This is a genomic window from Streptomyces sp. NPDC014894, assembly GCF_043080985.1.
Taxonomy (GTDB): domain Bacteria; phylum Actinomycetota; class Actinomycetes; order Streptomycetales; family Streptomycetaceae; genus Streptomyces.
On record NZ_JBIBWD010000007.1, the window covers coordinates 367,453 to 385,341 of the forward strand.

Annotated in this window: 18 protein-coding genes; 8 read left to right on the top strand and 10 right to left on the bottom strand. The window is 73.2% G+C overall.

Annotated features, from left to right (window positions below; all coding sequences use genetic code 11):
- Positions 1 to 30: 30 nt before the first annotated feature.
- Positions 31 to 1,314, bottom strand: coding sequence for a 3-deoxy-7-phosphoheptulonate synthase (locus tag ACF089_RS19325; protein WP_392027970.1), 1,284 nt, complete (start codon positions 1,312 to 1,314; stop codon positions 31 to 33).
- Positions 1,315 to 2,228: 914 nt separating this feature from the next.
- On the opposite strand from ACF089_RS19325, the gene ACF089_RS19330 reads away from it, so the two are divergent.
- The 3 genes from ACF089_RS19330 (at position 2,229) to ACF089_RS19340 (ending at position 5,242) form a co-directional block, all read left to right on the top strand.
- Positions 2,229 to 2,912 carry a LuxR C-terminal-related transcriptional regulator gene (locus ACF089_RS19330; protein ID WP_392027972.1) on the top strand — a complete coding sequence of 228 codons (684 nt, stop codon included), beginning with the start codon at positions 2,229 to 2,231 and terminating at the stop codon, positions 2,910 to 2,912.
- Between the two features lie 188 nt (positions 2,913 to 3,100).
- Positions 3,101 to 4,666, top strand: a complete 1,566-nt coding sequence (locus ACF089_RS19335) for an MFS transporter (RefSeq protein WP_392027975.1) — start codon at positions 3,101 to 3,103, stop codon at positions 4,664 to 4,666.
- Between the two features lie 132 nt (positions 4,667 to 4,798).
- Positions 4,799 to 5,242, top strand: a complete 444-nt coding sequence (locus ACF089_RS19340) for a nuclear transport factor 2 family protein (RefSeq protein ID WP_384335541.1) — start codon at positions 4,799 to 4,801, stop codon at positions 5,240 to 5,242.
- A 30-nt stretch (positions 5,243 to 5,272) separates the two neighbouring features.
- Here the strand turns inward: ACF089_RS19340 and ACF089_RS19345 are convergent, their stop codons facing one another.
- From ACF089_RS19345 to ACF089_RS19360, 4 genes are all read right to left on the bottom strand, one after another.
- A complete protein-coding gene (locus ACF089_RS19345) occupies positions 5,273 to 6,148 on the bottom strand; it encodes an IS5 family transposase (protein ID WP_392027978.1) in 876 nt (291 codons plus the stop codon).
- 62 nt (positions 6,149 to 6,210) lie between these two features.
- Entirely contained in the window at positions 6,211 to 6,600 is a 390-nt protein-coding gene (locus ACF089_RS19350; protein WP_392027980.1) for a VOC family protein, read from the bottom strand.
- A 131-nt stretch (positions 6,601 to 6,731) separates the two neighbouring features.
- A complete protein-coding gene (locus ACF089_RS19355; RefSeq protein ID WP_392027983.1) occupies positions 6,732 to 7,067 on the bottom strand; it encodes a hypothetical protein in 336 nt (111 codons plus the stop codon).
- A gap of 180 nt (positions 7,068 to 7,247) precedes the next feature.
- Positions 7,248 to 7,844 (bottom strand): helix-turn-helix domain-containing protein, encoded by a 597-nt coding sequence (locus ACF089_RS19360; RefSeq protein ID WP_392027987.1) that lies wholly within the window; start codon positions 7,842 to 7,844, stop codon positions 7,248 to 7,250.
- A gap of 78 nt (positions 7,845 to 7,922) precedes the next feature.
- Here ACF089_RS19360 and ACF089_RS19365 point away from each other — a divergent pair, with 78 nt between their 5' ends.
- On the top strand, positions 7,923 to 8,978 hold the full coding sequence (locus ACF089_RS19365; RefSeq protein ID WP_392027990.1) for an NAD(P)/FAD-dependent oxidoreductase: 1,056 nt from the start codon (positions 7,923 to 7,925) through the stop codon (positions 8,976 to 8,978).
- 291 nt (positions 8,979 to 9,269) lie between these two features.
- Here ACF089_RS19365 and ACF089_RS19370 read toward each other — a convergent pair whose 3' ends face one another.
- Positions 9,270 to 10,511 carry a helix-turn-helix domain-containing protein gene (locus ACF089_RS19370; protein WP_392027993.1) on the bottom strand — a complete coding sequence of 414 codons (1,242 nt, stop codon included), beginning with the start codon at positions 10,509 to 10,511 and terminating at the stop codon, positions 9,270 to 9,272.
- Positions 10,492 to 10,806 (bottom strand): putative quinol monooxygenase, encoded by a 315-nt coding sequence (locus tag ACF089_RS19375; protein ID WP_392027996.1) that lies wholly within the window; start codon positions 10,804 to 10,806, stop codon positions 10,492 to 10,494. The genes ACF089_RS19370 and ACF089_RS19375 overlap by 20 nt, the downstream gene beginning before the upstream one ends.
- Positions 10,807 to 11,259: 453 nt before the next feature.
- Between ACF089_RS19375 and ACF089_RS19380 the strand changes: the two genes are divergently transcribed.
- Positions 11,260 to 11,787 carry a hypothetical protein gene (locus ACF089_RS19380; RefSeq protein WP_392027999.1) on the top strand — a complete coding sequence of 176 codons (528 nt, stop codon included), beginning with the start codon at positions 11,260 to 11,262 and terminating at the stop codon, positions 11,785 to 11,787.
- Positions 11,788 to 11,897: 110 nt separating this feature from the next.
- Here the strand turns inward: ACF089_RS19380 and ACF089_RS19385 are convergent, their stop codons facing one another.
- Positions 11,898 to 12,599 (bottom strand): hypothetical protein, encoded by a 702-nt coding sequence (locus ACF089_RS19385; RefSeq protein WP_392028001.1) that lies wholly within the window; start codon positions 12,597 to 12,599, stop codon positions 11,898 to 11,900.
- Positions 12,600 to 13,331: 732 nt separating this feature from the next.
- Here ACF089_RS19385 and istB point away from each other — a divergent pair.
- Positions 13,332 to 14,747, top strand: coding sequence for an IS21-like element helper ATPase IstB (gene istB, locus ACF089_RS19390; RefSeq protein ID WP_392028003.1), 1,416 nt, complete (start codon positions 13,332 to 13,334; stop codon positions 14,745 to 14,747).
- Positions 14,748 to 14,878: 131 nt separating this feature from the next.
- Here the strand turns inward: istB and ACF089_RS19395 are convergent, their stop codons facing one another.
- The gene (locus tag ACF089_RS19395; protein ID WP_392028005.1) at positions 14,879 to 15,850 is read right to left on the bottom strand and encodes a helix-turn-helix transcriptional regulator; all 972 of its coding nucleotides are present in this window, start codon (positions 15,848 to 15,850) and stop codon (positions 14,879 to 14,881) included.
- Positions 15,851 to 15,995: 145 nt separating this feature from the next.
- Between ACF089_RS19395 and ACF089_RS19400 the strand changes: the two genes are divergently transcribed.
- Together ACF089_RS19400 and ACF089_RS19405 are read left to right on the top strand one after the other, a co-directional pair.
- The gene (locus ACF089_RS19400; RefSeq protein WP_392028007.1) at positions 15,996 to 16,403 is read left to right on the top strand and encodes a DUF3224 domain-containing protein; all 408 of its coding nucleotides are present in this window, start codon (positions 15,996 to 15,998) and stop codon (positions 16,401 to 16,403) included.
- Positions 16,404 to 16,462: 59 nt separating this feature from the next.
- A complete protein-coding gene (locus ACF089_RS19405) occupies positions 16,463 to 16,882 on the top strand; it encodes a GNAT family N-acetyltransferase (protein WP_392028010.1) in 420 nt (139 codons plus the stop codon).
- A 183-nt stretch (positions 16,883 to 17,065) separates the two neighbouring features.
- Here the strand turns inward: ACF089_RS19405 and ACF089_RS19410 are convergent, their stop codons facing one another.
- A complete protein-coding gene (locus ACF089_RS19410; protein WP_392028012.1) occupies positions 17,066 to 17,791 on the bottom strand; it encodes a DJ-1/PfpI family protein in 726 nt (241 codons plus the stop codon).
- Positions 17,792 to 17,889 lie beyond the last annotated feature (98 nt).

A 17,889-nucleotide genomic window follows, 5' to 3' on the forward strand; every position in this document is an offset into this window, starting at 1 on the left:
GCGCGGGGGCGGCGGCTGCGACGGGGGCGTTCACAGCGCCGCCAGGAAGGAGCCGACCACCGCGTTCGCCTGCGCGGGATTGAGCCGCGGGTCGCACAGCGAGCGGTAGTCGGGGAAGAGGTCGGGACCGGCCGAGGCGGACCGGGCGTCGACGCACTCGGTGACCGGGTCGGGCGTCAGCTCCAGACTCAGGCCGGCGGGGTGCGCGCCGAGCGAGCGCAGCACCCGGACGAAGGCGGTGACCTCCGCCCGTACCGACGGCACGGCCCGGGTCTTGGTGCCGCCCGGGGCGCGCAGGGTGTTGCCGTGCATCGGATCGCACAGCCACACCACCGGCACTCCGGTGGCGATCACCGCCCGCGCCAGCGCGGGCAGCCGGTCCCCGATCCGGTCGGCCCCCATCCGGACGACGAGGGTGAGTCTGCCCTCCTCGGCCCGGGGGTTGAGTCTGCGGACCAGCGCGGCGGCCTCGGCGGGCTCGGCCCCGGGGCCGAGCTTGACCCCGACCGGATTGCTCAGCGACGCGGCGAAGGCGACATGCGCGCCGTCGAGCCGGCGGGTGCGCTCGCCGATCCAGCCGAAGTGGGTGGAGCCCGCGTGGCGGCCGTCGGGCTCCGCGGAGCCGTCGGGCACGGGTAATCCGCCGGGGGCCGGTAATCCGCCGGGCCCCGCCGGGCCGTCGGGGCCGACGCGGCCGTTCAGGAGCGCCCGCTCGTAGGGCAGCAGCAGCAGTTCGTGCGAGACGAAGACCCGGTCGCCGGGCGGGATCCCGCGCCAGGTCTCCCGTACGGTCCGCAGCACCCGGGCGGCGCGGTCGTGGGCGGTGAGCAGCCGGGCGGGGTCGGGGACGCGCAGCGCCGGGTCGGGCTCGTGGGCGTTGACCGCGTCCCCCCGGTAGCTGTGCAGCCGCACGCCGTCCGGGGTGATCTCGTACTCCTCGCTGCGGGGCTTGGCGTACTGACCCGCGATCCGCCCCACCGCGGTGGCCCGGGGCGCGCCGGAGCCGTCCCGCATCCGGTCGGCGAGGGCGCGGAGCTGCGCCGTCTTCCGCAGCACCGTCGCGGGATCGCTGTCCTCGAACCGCTCGGCGCAGTCGCCGCCGTGCAGGACGAGTCCTTCGCCGCGCCCGGCGGCGGCCAGTTCGGCGCGCAGCAGCCCGGATTCCGTTTCGGTGGTGAGCCGGGGCAGGGCGCTCAGCCGTTCCACGACCCGGGCGAGGGCCTCGGGGTCGGGCCAGAGGGGCTGCTGCTCGGGGATCGGATCCGCCGGGGCGGGGGACATCAGGGCGGACGCGCTGGAGGAATCGGCTGTCATCTCTGCTGTGGACTCCGTTTCGGATGGCGCGCGGACGGGGTGGAGGTCTGACCCGTGCGGGGGCGACACAGCGTGCGGACGTGCGGAGACATGGGGGCGGGACGCGTGGGGGGCGGGGGCGTGGGGGGAGCGCCGGGGAAATGGGAGGGACGGCGGAACGAGGGCCGGCGGTGTGTGGGGGGTCGTGTGGGGGCGGGGGCCGGGGCGTCCGCCCGGGGGCGGTCCGCCGGCTCGGCGCCGGCCGTCAGGGCAGTGCGGTACGGATCACCCGGGGCGCGGGGAGGCGTGCGGTCCGCCGGCCCCGGACGAGGCGTGCGGTCCGTCCGTCCCGGACGAGGCGTGCGGTCCGTCCGTCCCGGACAGGGCCCAGGGCCCGTCGGCCCCGGACGGGGAGAGACGCCATGAGGCGTGATGGCAAGGCTGTGCGCATGTCCGTTTCCCCCTCCCCCTGCCTCCGAGGTCGGCGGAGGCCGTTCGTCCGAGGGCCGGTCGCCGTCACGTTCGGGCACCGGACCTTCATGACATGTGCACGTTAGGCAGTCATGGGCACGCGTCACCAGACACCACGGGAGACACTTCCGCGCCCGGTGGGCCGCCGGAGTGACCGGGGGTGTCCTCCCCGGGGGACATGGTGAGGGCGCCCTCAGAAGACGTGGTGAGAGCCGTCCCCAGGTGGGGCGGCAACCCCCGGTGCGTACTAGATGTACGCCAAATTGAGTGACCGTGAGGAGAGGGTCTGTGGGGAATCGTTCACACCGGATGATGGGTGAGCCAGACAAATCTGGCCGATTCATATGGGTCACCGGCGTTTGCGGTGCCCTTTGGTTGACGCGTGGTTGAGACGCCCGTGACGGTCTCTTTACTATCCGCTAGATCACCCCCACCACTGACAGTTGTTCGCGGGAGGAACGCGCGTGTCCATCCGAGTTGTGATCGCCGAGCCGCGGGCAGCGGCTCGCGCAGCCCTCTCGTTGCTTCTCGCGTCGGACCCGGGCATCGAGGTCATGGGCGACGCGGCCAATGGGGACGAGGCGGTCGCGCTGGTCGCCGCGACCAGTCCCGACATCGCCCTGCTGGAGGTCCGGCTCTCGGGGATGAGCGGCCTGGAGGCCATCGCCCGCATCACGGCCCGGACCGCACCCCAGCACACCCGGGTGCTCGCCTACAGCAACTACACCGAGGACGAGGACGAGTTCCTCTTCCCGGCGCTGTCCTCGGGAGCGAGCGGTTTCCTGGCGGTCGAGACCGAACCCCAGGTGGTGCTCTCCGCCATCAGGGCGCTGGCCAGGGGCGATTCCTGGCTGGGCCCCCGGCACACCCGCCGGCTGATCACCGAGTACGTCTCCCGCACCGGCCCCCGGCCGCCTGCGGCCGCCGGCGGCGTACGGTCGCTCACCTCGCTGCTCAGCGCACGGGAACGGGAGGTCACCGCCCTGATCGGCGAGGGCTGCACCAACGGCGAGATCGCCGAGCGGCTCTGTCTGAGCCCGCTCACGGCCAAGAAGTACGTCAGCCGCCTGATGGCCAAGCTGGGGGCGCGCGACCGGGTGCAGCTGGCGCTCATCGCCTCGCACGCGAACACCTCGCTCGCCTCCTGAGCCCACCTCACACCCCACAACCCACACCCCCCACCACGCCCGCACCACGACCCCACCGCGCCCCCGACCCGCCGCGCCGCGCCGGGACCGCCCGGGCCTCCGCGCGCCCACGACGCACGACCCACGCCCCACACCCCACGCGTCCGCCCGCTGGCCGGCCGGCCGAACAGACCGAGAGACAGGCAGAGATGACCTCCCCCCACGATGTGAGCGCGACCAAGGCAGGCCCCCGGGAGTGGGCCGGGCTCGCGGTGCTCACCCTCCCCGTACTCCTGATCTCCGTCGACATGACGGTGCTCGGATTCGCGGTGCCGCATCTGAGCGAGGATCTGAACCCCAGCTCCTCCCAGCTGCTGTGGATCGTCGACATCTACTCCTTCACGCTGGCCGCGCTGCTGGTCACCATGGGATCCCTCGGCGACCGCATCGGGCGGCGGAAGCTGCTGCTGCTGGGCGCGGCGGGCTTCGGCGTCGCGTCGGTGGCCGCCGCCTTCGCCTCCAGCGCGGAGATCATGATCGCGGCGCGGGCGCTGCTCGGACTCGCGGGCGGCACCCTGATGCCCTCCACGCTCTCCCTGATCCGCACGATGTTCCCCGACGACACCCAGCGGAAATTCGCCATAGCCGTCTGGGCCTCGGCCCTCTCCGCCGGTTCGGCGCTCGGCCCGATCCTCGGCGGGGTGCTGCTGGAGTTCTACTGGTGGGGCTCGCTCTTCCTCATCAACGCGCCCGTCACCGTGCTGATCCTGCTGCTCGCCCCGGTGCTGGTCAGGGAGTCGAAGGCGGCCTCGCCCAGCGCGATGGACCCGGTCAGCGTGCTGCTGTCGGCGGCGACGATGCTCCCCGCCGTCTACGGAGTGAAGAAGATCGCCGAACACGGCCCGGCCGCCCTGCCGTTCGCCTGTCTCGCGCTCGGCATCGGGTGCGGGGTGCTCTTCGTGCGCCGCCAGCGGTCCCGCGAGAATCCGATGCTCGACATCGGCCTCTTCGCGCACCGCGCCTTCAGCGTGGGCGTCGCGCTCAATCTGATCACGCTCTTCGCGATGATCGCCGCGCTGTTCTTCCTGACCCAGTACCTCCAGATCGTCCTGGGCATCTCACCGCTGCGGGCCGGACTCGCCCTGCTGCCCGGTCTGCTGCTGGCGGTGGCCGCGAGCTTCCTGGCGGTGGGCGCGGCCCGCCGGGCCGGGACGACCGCCGTGCTCTGCGCCGGACTGCTGCTGATGGCGCTGGGCTTCGCCCTGCTGATGACGCTCCCGGCGGACTCCGGGGCGCCCGTCGCGATCGGCGGTTTCGCGCTGATCTGCCTCGGCATGGGGCTCACCCAGACCCTCACCAACGACGCGGTCCTCTCGGCCGCCCCCGAGGACCGGGCGGGGGCCGCGTCGGCGGTCTCCGAGACGGGGTACGAGCTGGGCGCGGCGCTCGGGATCGCGGTGCTCGGCAGTGTGCTCTCGGCCTCCTACCGCTCCGCTCTCGACCCGGTGCCCGGCGTCCCGGACTCGGCGATGGAGACCGCCCGCGACACCCTGGGCGGGGCGGCCCGCACGGCCGCCGAACTCTCCGGCGCGGCGGGCGACACGCTCACCGCCGCCGCGCACGGCGCCTTCGTCGACGCCATCCGGGTCACCAGCGTCACGGCCGCGCTGCTCCTCGCGGCCGCCGCCGCGGCCACCGTCCTCACCCTGCGGGGACGCGACGGCGCCGCCGCGCCGACGGCCCCCGAGCCCGTCCGCGCCGGCGGCGACCACTAGGCCGTGTATCGAAAGTGGATCTTGGTGATCTGCTCGCCTTACGTCCGAGGTAATCGTCTCGGCGTGCCCATGCTGGCAGGGTTGGTGATCCGTCCGCGTCGGAGGACGCGGACCAGGACGGAGAGGTCAGTCATGTCCATAGCCACACCGGCCAACACGCGCACCGTGGTTGAGGAGTTGTTGCGCAGAATTGGCGAGGGCAACCCCGAGCGCATCGCCGAGATGTATGCCGAGCAGGGTGACTGGAAGCTCGACTGGCCGGAGGCCGAGCACGGCCGCACTGCCACGCCGTGGATCCGCCATCGGTCTACCCGGGCCGACGCGGCCGCCCACTATCGCGAGCTTGCCGAGCACCACGTGCCGGAGCATGTGGCAACTGAGGTTGAGCGCATCCTTGTCGACGGAAGCGACGCGGTCGTGCTGGGCGAGATCCGTCAGACCGCTCGGCCCACCGGACGTGCCTACAAGGCGCGGTTCGCTCTGCATATCACCGTCGCAGACGGCCTTGTCACCCGGCACCATGTCTACGAGGACAGCCTGGCCGTCGCCCAGGCATTCGAAGCGAAGGATCAGTGAAAGACCACCGGCCATGCGCGAAGAAGCTGCTCACAGCCACTCGTTGATGGTCGCGACGAGGACGGTTGCCTCGTAGCGGACCGCCAGTTCGTCGAAGCGCGTGGCGACAGCACGGTGCCTCTTGAGGCGGTTGATCCCGCACTCGACCGCGTGACGCTCACGGTAGTCGGCCGGGTCGAAATAGGGCGGCCGGCCGCCATGAGAGCCAAGCTTCCGACGGTTGCGCGCCTGGTCGGTTTTGTCAGGGATGGTCCAGCGGATCCCGCGCCGCCGCAGGTAGGCGCGGTTTCTGCGAGAGGCGTACGCCTTGTCGGCCCGCACCCGATCGGGACGGACGCGTGGTCGGCCCGGCCCGATGCGCGGCACTCGGACCTTATCCAGCACCGGCTCGAACTGCGGCGAATCCCCGCGCTGCCCGGCCGTCACCACGATCGACATGGGCTTCTGGCCCTGTTCAACGGCCAGGTGCAGCTTGGTGGTGAATCCGCCGCGTGATCTTCCCAGCCCGTGATCACGGGGCTCGGCGAAAATGCCGCCCGGGGGTTCCTTCTGCAGGTCGCCCTGCTTGCGAGCCCCGGCTGCATGCTGATGGGCACGGCAGACAGTGGAGTCGACGCTCAGGTCCCACACGATCTCCCCCTTCGCGTCGGCCAGGGACTGGAGCCGGGTGAGGATCCGCTGCCAGGTGCCGTTCCGCTGCCATCGGCGGAACAGGTCGTAGATCCGGCCCCACGGTCCGTACTCAACAGGGACATCCCGCCATGGAACTCCGGTCCGGACCCGGAACCGTATGCCGTCGATCAACTGCCGCCGAGGCCAGACCGGCGGCCGCCCCGACCTAATACCCCTCGGCAACAACGGCTTCAGTGTTGCCCACTGCTCGTCCGTGAGATCTCCCCGTCCCATGAACCGTGATCATCACAACTCAAGATCCACTTTCGATACACGGCCTAGCCCGCCGCCGGGACCTACTCGTCGCTGTGCACGATCTGGATCAGATTGCCGCAGGTGTCGTCCAGGATCGCGGTGGTCACCGGCCCCGTCCGCCGCGGCTCCTGGGCGAAGCGGACACCGAGCCCGCGCAGCCGGTCGGACTCCGCCGGCACATCGTCCACGGCGAAGGAGGCGGCCGGGATGCCGTCCTCGAACAGCGCGGTCTTGTACGGCTTCGCAGCGGGGTGGCCGTCCGGCTCCAGCAGCAGCTCGGTCCCGTCGGGGTCCTCCGGCGAGACCACGGTCAGCCACCGGTCCGCGCCGAGCGGGACCTCGGCCTTCTTCACGAAGCCCAGCACCTCCGTGTAGAAGCGCAGGGCCTTGTCCTGATCGTCGACGAAGACGCTGGTCAGATGGATTCTCATGGGTGCTCCCGGTGCGTCGGGCCGGCTTCGCGCGGCGGTACGGGCGGGTCCGCCGCCGTGCCCGCCGTGCCCGCCGTGTCCGCCGTGCCCGGCGGCGTCGTTCGGGGACGTTCGGGGCCGGGCGGCGCGGCTCAGTGGATGAGGCTGTACGCCCGCCAGGGCGCCGATCCGGGCGCGGTGACGTCGGACGTCGTCGTCGCCACATACGTCGAGTCGCCCGAGCAGTCCTCGGTCGGGTACAGCTGCATGTCCACCAGCGTGTCGTTGTCCACCGAGACCGCGCCGCCCTCCAGCTCGTGGCAGCCCGTGACCGGCGGATTCGACACCAGCTGCGGGCGGTGCGCCGGGGTGAGATAGGTGACGGTCCCGGGCGCGGTGCGGCCGAGGCCGGAGCACCCCGCGACGGCGAGGGTCAGCAGCACCGCTCCGGCCGCGCCGGTGAGACGCCGGTGGTGGGTCACGGACATGGGCGGGTCCTTGTCTCTGCGGGAACGCGCTGCTGACGATCACCCTGCCCGGTCGTCCGGCGGACGGCATCCGGGACGCGTCCGGCCGGGCGACCCGCGATCACCGACCGCCGCTCGCCGCGTCACCGATCACCGCGTCACCGCTCGCCGCCCACGCGGTCGGCCGTCGGCGTCCGGCGGTCAGTCCTCGGCGCTCCGGCGGGCGGGCTTGGCGCGCACATGCATCCGCTCGCCCTGCCGGCCGAAGAGGCTGAGCACCTCCACCGGTCCCTCCCCGGTGCTGCCGAACCAGTGCGGCAGCCGGGTGTCGAACTCGACGACCTCGCCCGGACCCAGCACCACATCGTGCTCGGCCAGGATCAGCCGCAGCCGCCCGGACAGCACGTACAGCCACTCGTACCCCTCGTGCGTGCAGGGCTCCGGCGTGCTCCGGGTCGGCGGCAGGACCATCTTGAACGACTGGAGCGGACCGGGCTGCCGGGTCAGCGGCAGCACCGTGGTGCCGCGCACCTGGCGGGGGGTGAGCCGGACCCGCGGATCGCCCACCTCCGGCGCGCCCACCAGCTCGTCCAGCGGGACCTGATGGGCCTGGGAGATCGGCAGCAGCAGCTCCAGACTGGGCCGCCGGCCGCCGGACTCCAGCCGGGACAGGGTGCTCTTGGAGATGCCGGTGGCCTCGGACAGCGCGGTGAGGGTGACACCCCGCTCGGTGCGCAGACGTTTGAGCCGGGGGCCGACCTCGGCGAGGGCGTGGGCGATGGCGGGTGCGTGGTCCATGCATGCCATTGGACCCCGGCATCCCGGAAACGGCAACAAAGGTTGCTGATTCCGGGGTCCCGCCGCAGCCTGTCCGGCATGAGCGACCACGACGTGACCAACGAGATCAGCGGGCCCGACGCGACCGGCGCGGACGCCTTCGGGAACAGCGCGACCGGCCGGACCGGCGAGGACGGCGACTTCCGATACGACGCGGCGGTGATCGGCGCGGGAGCCGCCGGGCTGAGCGCCGCCCTGGTGCTGAGCCGGGCCCGCCTCCGGGTCGCGGTCGTCGACGCCGGGCAGCCGCGCAACGCCCCCGCGGCCACGCTGCGGGGCTTCCTCTCCCGCGACGGCATGGCCCCGGCCGCCCTGCTCGCGGCGGGCCGCGCCGAGGCCGCCGGATACGGCGCGCACCTCGTCGACGCCCGCGCCGACCGCGTCGCCGCCGTCCCCGGCGGCTTCTCCGTACGGCTCGCGGGCGGGGCCGGACTCACCGCCCGCCGGGTGCTGGTGGCCACCGGACTCCGCGACGAGCTGCCCGACCTCCCCGGCGTCCGCGAACAGTGGGGCAAGGGCCTGCTCCACTGCCCGTACTGCCACGGCCACGAGGTCGCCGACCGGCCGCTCGGCGTGCTCGGAACCCACCCCGGCGCGGTCGGCCAGGCTCTGCTGCTGCGCCACTGGTCGCCCGACGTGATCCTCTTCGCCCACACCCTGGAGCTGACCGGCGACGACCGCGAACGGCTGGAGGCACGCGGCGTGGCCGTCGCCGAAGGCCGGGTCGAGCGGCTGGCGACCGACGGGGGACGGCTGTACGGGGTCGGGCTCGCCGACGGCCGTACGGCGCCCCGGGAGGCCGTCTTCGTCGTCCCGCGCATGACGCCGGCCGACGGGCTGCTGACCGGCCTCGGCTGCGCCGTGGACGACGACGGCCGGGTACGCGTCGACGCCTCGGGCCGCACCGGCGTTCCCGGCGTCTGGGCCGTGGGCAATGTCGTCGACCCCCGCGCCCAGCTCATCACCGCCGCCGGCGCCGCCTCGGCCGCCGCGATCGCCCTCCACCACGACCTGGCGGCCGAGGACACCGCCCGCGCGGTGGAACGCCTGCGCGCCGGGCGGACCCCGCAGGGGGTCTCCCCCACGGGCGCGTGAGGGAGACCCGGGACGCTACCAAGACGCCCGGCCGCCGGTCGGACGAAGCGCGGGTCGGCGGCGAGGACGCCGTCGACGCGGTCGAAGTCGTCGGCCGTGAGCGGGTGAACGGCGGCGGCCGTGCCGGCCGACGCGTGGGCGGCGCTGTGGGACCCGACCCGGACGCAGGTCACCTCGCTCCGCGCGGCAGCCACATCAGCGCCGGCCGGGACAGCGAGACCCCGGGCAGCCCGGCGGCGACACCCCGCAGCGCGGCCCGCTCGGGCGACTGCCCGGCGCGGGCCGCGCCGATCAGGACGTGGCCCGCTCTTCCGGGAGACGCAGCTCGCGGGCCAGTACCCGAAGCCGTGCCGGCGGGAGGGGGCTCATGGTCTGGAGGTCTGTGACGAGCTGCCTGACCGCCGGCTTGGTGTGGAACAGCTCGGGAGCGGCGTGAAGCACCCTCTCCAGCATGGACACGGCCTCGTCGACCTGCCTGCGCTGAGCGTGCGCCTTGGCCAGGTCGATGCCGAAGCGGGCCTGTCGTTCCGGTGACAGACCGGAGATGTCGATGGCTTGCGCCGCTCGCAGGGCAAGGCCCGCGTCGCCGAGGTCGACGGCCACGGCGACCTCGTGCAGGGAAACGTTGGCGGGGCCGAACTCGGTGTTGTGGTCATTGCGGCCCTCGCCGATCCGATCGGCCAGCTCCCTGGCGTGCCGCAGATGCGCGTATGCCTCCTCGGCCCGGTTCAGCCTGCCTGCCGCGACGGCGCGTTGCAGGGTGAGTGCTCCGCGCAGGGCCAGCGCTTCGGGCCGGTCCGTCTCGGCGAGGGGCGCCAGCGCGTCCGCCGCGCTGCCCGAGACCTGGGCTGCCTGACCGTAGTGCCGGGTGCTCAGGAAGACGATGGACAGGCGGAACTCGCCAGCCGCCATGAGCAGCGGGTCGCCGGCGCGTTCGGCCGCCATGATCGCCCGGTCCGCCGCGACCCAGGCCGTTTCCGGCTCGCCCAGGTTCGCCAGCGCCGCGCTGCACGTCTGGTAGAGAGCGGCCAGCAGCCTGAACGACTCCGCCCGCTCTTCCTCGGAGACCTCGGCTCGCGCGGCGGATTCGAGCTGTGGCACCAGCTCCTCCAGCAGTTCGAAGAGGTCTTCGTATCCGCCTTCGTGCGTGAGTGACCAGGCGCGGGTCACACCGGCCCTCAGCGAGGCGATGTCCTGCGGCTCGGACGGGCCGAGGATCGCTCTCAGGGAGTGCGCCGCGCTCAGGACCAGGCGGAGCCGTGACGCGCCGGGAGTCTCGCGGTCGGCCGCCGATGCCATGAGCGGCGATTCCGCGGCCAACTCCGCGATCGGCACGCCGAGGACTTCGGCCACCTTCTCCAGCACCGTCATCCTGTCGATCCGGCGTACACCACGCTCGACTTGGGACATCCAGGCCTCGGATCGGCTCAGCAGGCTCGCGAGTTCCCTCTGGGACAGGCCCCGCCGCTTCCGGTGCTGCGCGATCTTACGGCCGAGTGCCTTCTCGTACTGCTCAGTGCTCAACGCGGACACCCTTAGCGAATACCAGGTCCAGACGGTCGACCTCGGTCGAGGACAGGTACCGCTCACGCTCGGCCAAGAAGTCGATCACGTACTCCTGCGATTCGTGGGTCTCGAACGCTGCGGCGTCGCGGTACAGCTCGTAGAAGATCCGCTGAAGCGGCTGCCCGTCAACGCGATGGGTCGCGTAGATCACCGTGCCGGGCTCGTTCGCACGGATGTGCTCCCCCGTCCGTGCCGCCAGGTCGTCGAACGCAGCTGCCGCTGCCTCGTCCTTGCAGGTGAAGCGCACCATCAGCCCGAACATGGCGGGTCCTCTCCGTTGGCATCGCGGATGTGAGCCGGGTCGGCGCACACGCTTTGGGGGCGCGACCCGCACGAAAAGTACGGCACCACACTCCAGTTGGCCGTACTCTAAGTACGGCTCCAGTACTAATTCTACGTTTCATAGCGATCCGTGTCAGGGAGACGACCCACGCGCCCCGACAAGGACGGCCGCGGACCACGACGGACGGAGGAACGTCATGCCGGCCTACCGCCGCGCCTTTCAGGAACCACCGGACCACCGGAGGCCGCACGCCGGGCTGCTTCCGGCTTGCTCCCGCGACCCCGCCCCTGATCAGACCGCTTCCTCCCGCCTCCGGAGAGTCCGGCGGATCAGAAGGTACCGATGCACCCGACGTCCCGAGCGGCAAGCATGAAGGGCCCCGTTCCTTACATCACGCGGTGGAGTGGGGAGTCGCCCTCGAAGGTGCGGTTGATGGTGCGGCGCGGGCGGCTGGCCTACACCGATGAGCGTTCCTACGACCGGGACGCCCGGGGTGTTCTGTGGCGGCGCATCCCCTCCACCCCGGGGAAAGGGAAGCCCGACTTCGGCGCGGTGCACGCGCTGCGTCAGCGGCTGGCGATGGCCAACGCACTGTGCCAGGTCTGCGGAAAGCCCGCCGATCGCGATGAGCGGGGTGTTCTCTGGCTGCTGGGTGAGGCGTCCGACGCGCCGGGCTCCTGGCCCCAGGGGCTTGAGACCGCTCATCCACCGGTCTGTCGGCCCTGCGCGAGCCTGGCCGCGAGGAGCTGCCCCCATCTGGGGCGACGCCACGTAGCCCTGCGCGTCCGGTCCTGGACCCAGGTCGGCGTCCACGGCGCTCTCTACCGGCCCGGCCCCCGTCCCGTCGCTGTCGACGCCGTCGGCATCCCGTTCGACAGCCTGGCCGTCCGATGGGTCATCGCCGGTCAACTCATCGTCCGGCTCGACCGCTTCACCCTCGTCGATCCCACCGAGATGTGAGAGACGGCTTTCGTGTCGTTCGGTGATTCCGCGCGCCCGGACGGCCCTCCGCCCGCCTCCGGACCGAGCCGGGTCCGGAGCCCGGGCCGGAGGCGGTGGCGGCGTACCGGTCAGACCAGCACCGGAATCGGCTGTTCGGCGTGGATGGACTCCCAGAGCACGGCCCCCGCGTCCCCGGCCGCGTCGGATGAGGCCGCCACCCCGCGCAGATACGCCTCCCGGTGGGCGGCGAGGTGCGCGGTCAGCCGGCCGCGCGCGGCGGCGATGCCGTACGGGTCGCTCTTCACGCCGTCCAGCATCCGGAAGAGCAGCCGGCCCCAGGCGTTGATCCGGCACTGCCGCTCCCGTCCGTGCGCGCCCTGGAACCGGGGCGCGACCGGGAAGCGGTCGATCAGTTCGAGGCCGTGCAACTGCTCCAGCAGCTCGGGGAGTTCCACCGAGGACGGCGGCGCGCAGTCGTGCGCGGTGCTCAGCAGCCGTGCGACGGAGCCCTCCGACGCGAGATAGAGCCCGCCCGGGTGGAGGCCGGTCTCGCGGACCACCTCGTCCCACAGGGCCAGCGTGGTCACCAGCCGCATCGGTTCGACGAGCACCTCGGCGGGCTCCGCCGCCGTCAGCGCCGCCCCCGGGTCCGTCCCCGGGTCGAACTCGACGCGGGTGGCCCGGCTGTAGCAGATCAGTGAAGCGGGGCTGGTCGTCAGCTCGACGGGCACCGTCACCCGTACGCCGGGGAGTTCGCCCCGCAGATTGAGCGCGGGCCAGGCCAGCAGCCGCAGATGCGGGGGGAGGTCGCGCAGCGCCGTCACGGACATCGTGGTCGCCGCCTTTCCGTGGTCGTGGTGGTGGGCGCGGTCGTGGTCGTCGTGGTCATGGTCCTCGTCGCCCGGGGTGCGGCCGGCGCCGGTCGCCGTGGGTCCCGAGGGGCCTTCGCTATGCGAAGGAACGATTCTGCGGTGTCGGGCCGGTGCGGGCGGCGATCGCGCGGGGCCTCGCGGGCGCGCGCTCCGGGCGGGGCCCCCGGGGGCCCGTGCGCTCCGTCGGCGACCGAGAACCGCCCGTTCCGGGCGCGGCCTTCGAGGGTCTCCGGCCCGTCGCCGGCCCGAGGGGAGCGCGGGTCGGCGGCGCTTGTGGACGACCCCGGAAAGAGTGACACTGGGGAGCCGGTCATGGACTCAACGTAATCGATCTTCGCCCGGATGCCCCGGGGGAGGCGCAGATTGGCCGGAAGGAAGCTCAGCGCGTCCTGATGGCCGCCCCTTCGCCAGCCCCCGCGCCGAGACTGCCGCCGCCACGCCGCGACCGCCGCGCCCGCCCGCGCCCACCGCGCCCGCCCGCGCCCACCGCGCCCCGCCCGTGCCCCCGTTCTCGCCCGCGCCGCCGGTCCGGCCGGGGTCCGGCCGGGGTCCGGCCGGGTCCGGCGGGCGTCACCCGACCGGGTCTCGGCGCGCGGTCACCGGCGTGGCATCCGTGACGCCCGCCCGCGCCGGGTCGTTGGAGGCGTGTACGCGGGCTGCGCCCGTTCGTCGCCATGCCACCTTTTGGAGATGCCGTTGCTCGGCCACGCCGTGTCCGCCGCCTCGCCCAAGCCCGACTTCAGGAGTTACGCGGCTCCGTCACTCGGATACGCGCTGTTCGCCACCCGCTGGCTCCAGGCCCCGCTCTACTTCGGCCTGGTGGCGGCCCAGGGCGTCTATGTCTACAAGTTCTTCAACGAGCTGTGGCACCTGGTGCTGCACGTGCTCAGCGGTCAGGTGAACGAGACCCACGTCATGCTCGCGGTGCTCAAGCTGGTCGACGTGGTGATGATCGCGAATCTGCTGATCATGGTGATCGTCGGCGGGTACGAGACCTTCGTCTCCCGGATCGGTCTCCAGGGCCACCGGGACCAGCCCGAGTGGCTGTCGCACGTCAACTCCAATGTGCTGAAGGTGAAGCTGGCCACGGCCATCGTGGGCATCTCCTCCGTCCACCTGCTGCAGATGTTCGTCGACGTCCACCACACCTCCCAGCACTCGCTGTTGTGGGGGACCGTGATCCACATGGCCTTCATCCTGTCGGCCGCGATCCTCGCCTACATGTCGGGCCCCATGGAGGGCCATGTCCCCGGGCCCGTGCCGGGCGGGCGGGCCACACTGCCGTCGGGGGAGCTGAATCTGCCGGACCCGCCCGAGTTCCCGGAGCTGTTCGACCGTCCGGGCCGGCCGGAACTGCCCCCGGCGGAGCGGGAGCCCGCCGTCCCCGTGGTGCTGCGGGAGTACATCCCGGCCCAGGGCAAGGGCGGCCCCCGCGAGGTCCGGGAGACCAGGGAGCCGGGCGCGCGCGATACGCGGGAGGCCCGGGAGGCGCTGGACGCCTCCGGCTCCGAGGCCCGGGTCCGGGCGGCGGGCTTCCCCGCCCGCAAGCTGCTGGAGGAGTTCGACGACGACCATCAGCGCTTCCTCGACTGGGAGACCATCACCCGGCTGGGGACGCTGGACTTCGTGGACGCCCGGGGCAACGCGGTCTTCCTCGGCCCGCCCGGCACCGGCAAGACGCATCTGGCGATCGCGCTCGGCATCCGGGCCTGTCGCGCCGGACACGAGGTGCTGTTCGCGACGGGCTCCGAGTGGGTGGCCCGGCTCTCCGCCGCCCGGGCCGCCGGGCGGCTGACCGAGGAGCTGGCCGCGCTCGACCGCTACGCGCTGATCGTCGTGGACGAGATCGGCTATCTCACCTTCGGCGCGGAGGAGACCGATCTGCTGTTCCGGCTGGTCTCGCACCGCTATGAGCGGGCCTCGGTCGTGGTCACCAGCGACAAGCCCTTCGGCCGCTGGACCGAGGTGTTCGGCGACACCCCGGTCACCTTCGCGATGATCGACCGGCTCGCCCACCACGCGGAGGTCATCACGCTCAAGGGCGACAGCTACCGGCTGCGCGGCCACGGCATCGACCACTCCCTCGCCACCACTGAGAGCCACTGAGAGCCGTTGAGCTGCTGAGCCGCTGAGCCGCTGAGCCGCTGAGCCGCTGAGCCAGGGCCCCGGGTCCCCGGGCCCGCTCCCGTCTCCCGGCGGCGGGCGCGGTGCCGGGGCTCCCCGCCCCGGGGGCGCGCTCAGCGGGCCTCGCCGTACCGCAGGGACAGGGCGGTGACGGCGGCCGCGACGGCGCTGCGGAGGGCGGGCGGGGCGAGGACCTCGGCCTCGGCGCCGAGGCCGAGCAGATCGCCGACGGCGACCGACTCCCACTCGACGGCCAGCTCCACCCGCGTCCACCCCTCCTCGTCCGGCTCCCCGGCGCCCTCCAGGGCCCGGGCCCCCGCCGCCCCGAACCGCATCGGCAGCTGCCGCGCCGCCCGGGGCGAGATCCGCAGCACCGCGGTCGTCCGCCGGGTCGCGGCCTCCAGCCGCCGGGAGGACTCCGCCCAGGAGGCGGCGAGATCGAAGCCCGCCGGCCGTTCGAAGCGCTCGTCCGTCGCCTCCGCCGAACGGAACCGGGAGATCCGGTAGGTCCGTACGGACTCGTCGGCCAGCGCCATCAGATACCAGATCCCGCCCTTGAGGACGATGCCCAGCGGGCGCAGCTCCCGGTCCACCTCACGGTCGTGCCGCCGGTAGCGCGCGCACAGCACCCGCTGCTCCCAGAGCGCCCGGGCGACCGCCGGCAGACAGGGGACCGGGTCGGCGTCCCGGAACCAGGCGGGCGCGTCCAGATGGAACCGGTCCTGAACCTGCCGGGTGCGCTCGGCCAGTTCGGCCGGGAGCGCGGCGCGCAGCTTCCGCTGGGCGGTCGCCAGCACCGCGCCGAGGCCCAGTTCGCCCGCGGGCCCGGGGGCCCCGGCGAAGAAGAGCGAGTCGGCCTCGGCCCCGGTGAGCCCGGTCAGCCGGGTGCGGTATCCGTCCATCAGCCGGTAGCCGCCGAGCGGTCCCCGGTCGGCGCGGACCGGGATGCCGGACGCGCCGAGCGCCTCGACGTCCCGGTAGACCGTGCGGACCGACACCTCCAGCTCGGCGGCGAGTTCGGCGGCCGTGGCCCGACCGCGGTTCTGGAGCAGCAGAAGCAGGGAGAGGAGCCGGTCGGCGCGCATCGCCCCATTGTCCGGCCCGTACCTGACAGAAGGTGTCAGGTACGGCGGTGAGGCTGATCGCGCACCGCACGGCGGGGCCGCACGGCGGCCGGTCGGCGGCGCGCCCCGCGCGGGCCGTCCGCGCGGAGAGACCGGGAGGGCTTCCATGTCCACGACGACCACAGGCCATTTCACCTTCGCCGACTGGCAGGAGCGGCCGGCCGGCCCGGCCGACGCCTGGCCCAGGCTGGCCCACGCCTCCGTCGTCAACGCCTTCTCCGGGGGCGTCGAGGCCGAGGGCACCACCTGTGAGTACACGATCGTCTACATCACCGAGAAGACCGGCGCGTTCGCCGGCATGGAGCTGCTGACCGGGCGGGTCGGCGGGCGGGCCGGCGCCTTCGTGGTCGAGGAGCGCGGTACGTACGACGAGGACGGCACCGTGCACTGCGTCTTCGAGGTCGTGGCGGGGTCGGGCACCGGAGAGCTGACCGGTCTGAGCGGGAGCGGCGCGTTCACGGCCCGGGCGGGGGAGACGACCGTTCCGTACACCTTCGAATACGTCCTGGAGTGAGTCCTCCGGGCCCCGGCGGCAGCGGCGGGGAGCGGACCGCGTCGACTAATGTGTAATGCATGAAACTGGGCAGCAGTCATTACGAGGTCCGGGTGGGCGTGCCGTCGGTGGACACCTACCGCCACTTGCGCGGGGCTGCCGGGCTCGGCGCGAAGCCGGTCGCCGCCGCCGAGGCCGGGCTGCCGAACACCTGGCACGGAGTCACCGTCCACCACGGGGACGAGACGGTCGGGATGGGGCGGGTCGTCGGCGACGGCGGCTGTTTCTTCCAGGTGGTGGACATCTGTGTGCTCCCCGGCCACCAGGGGCAGGGCCTGGGCAAGCTGATCATGGCCGAGCTGGTGGGCGAGATGGAGCGGCGGGCTCCCGCCGGCGCGTACGTCTCGCTCATCGCCGACGGCGACGCCCGGCATCTGTACGCGAAGTTCGGCTTCACCGAGACCGCGCCCGCCTCGGTGGGGATGCACCGGCTGGTCTGACCGGGCCCGCGCCGGGGTCCGGCGCGGGCCCGGGTCCGCGACGGGTCCGTCGCCGCGCCCGGGTCCGTCCCCAGGCCGCGTCCGGCCCGGCTCGCGGGCCGGACCGGACCCGTATCCGCCGCCGCGTCCGGTCCGGCCCGTGGGCCCGTACCCCCGCCCGTACGCGTACCCGAATCCGTCCCGTCAGGTGCGCAGGACCGTGCCCCGGCGCTCGAACTCCATCAGATACTCGACGTCCGTCGCCGCCTTCGGGCCCAGCTCGCGCTCCAGGAGCCACAGCGCGGCGTCGATGCCGGAGCTGACGCCGCCCGCGCAGACGAGATTCCCGTCGTCGACCACCCGGACGTTCCGGACGTCCGCGCCCGCCGCCCGGAGATACGGCTTCGCGCCCTGGTGCGTGGTGCAGGGCCGGTCGCCGATCAGCCCGGCCTCCTGAAGCACGAGCACCCCCGTGCACACGCCCGCCAGGGTCAGCGACGGCCGGGCCGCGCGCCGCAGTTCGCGGGTGAGGATCCCCTTCCCGATCTCGGCCCAGACCCCGGCCCCGTCGCGCTTCCGGAAGCCGCCGCCGGGTACGACGATCACGTCCGCCGCCCGCGGGTTCCAGGCTCCCGGGACCGTCACCTCCGTGCCGAAGGCGCACCGGGCGCGGCCCGGCCGCCCGCTCGTGACCAGTTCGACGGTGACGGGATGCCCGAAGGCGGCCGCGCCCGCGAAGACTTCGAGCGGGCCGAAGAGGTCGAGTTCCTCCACCCCGTCGAAGGCGACGATCTGCACCCGCAGCGGACGGTCCGCGCCCCGGCGGCCACCGGCGGACTCCGCCGCGGCGGCCGCGCCCGCGCCGAGCGCGACAGCCGCCCCCGCGCCCGCCGCCGTGACCAGCGCGTCTCTTCGGTTGATGGGTGTCACAGCGGGGTCCTCCGTCGGTCGGCGTGGGCAACGCGCGTCACGTTGTACGGAGTTGGTCGCGGCGCGGGCCCGGGAAGTTCCCCGCCCCGGCGGAGGCC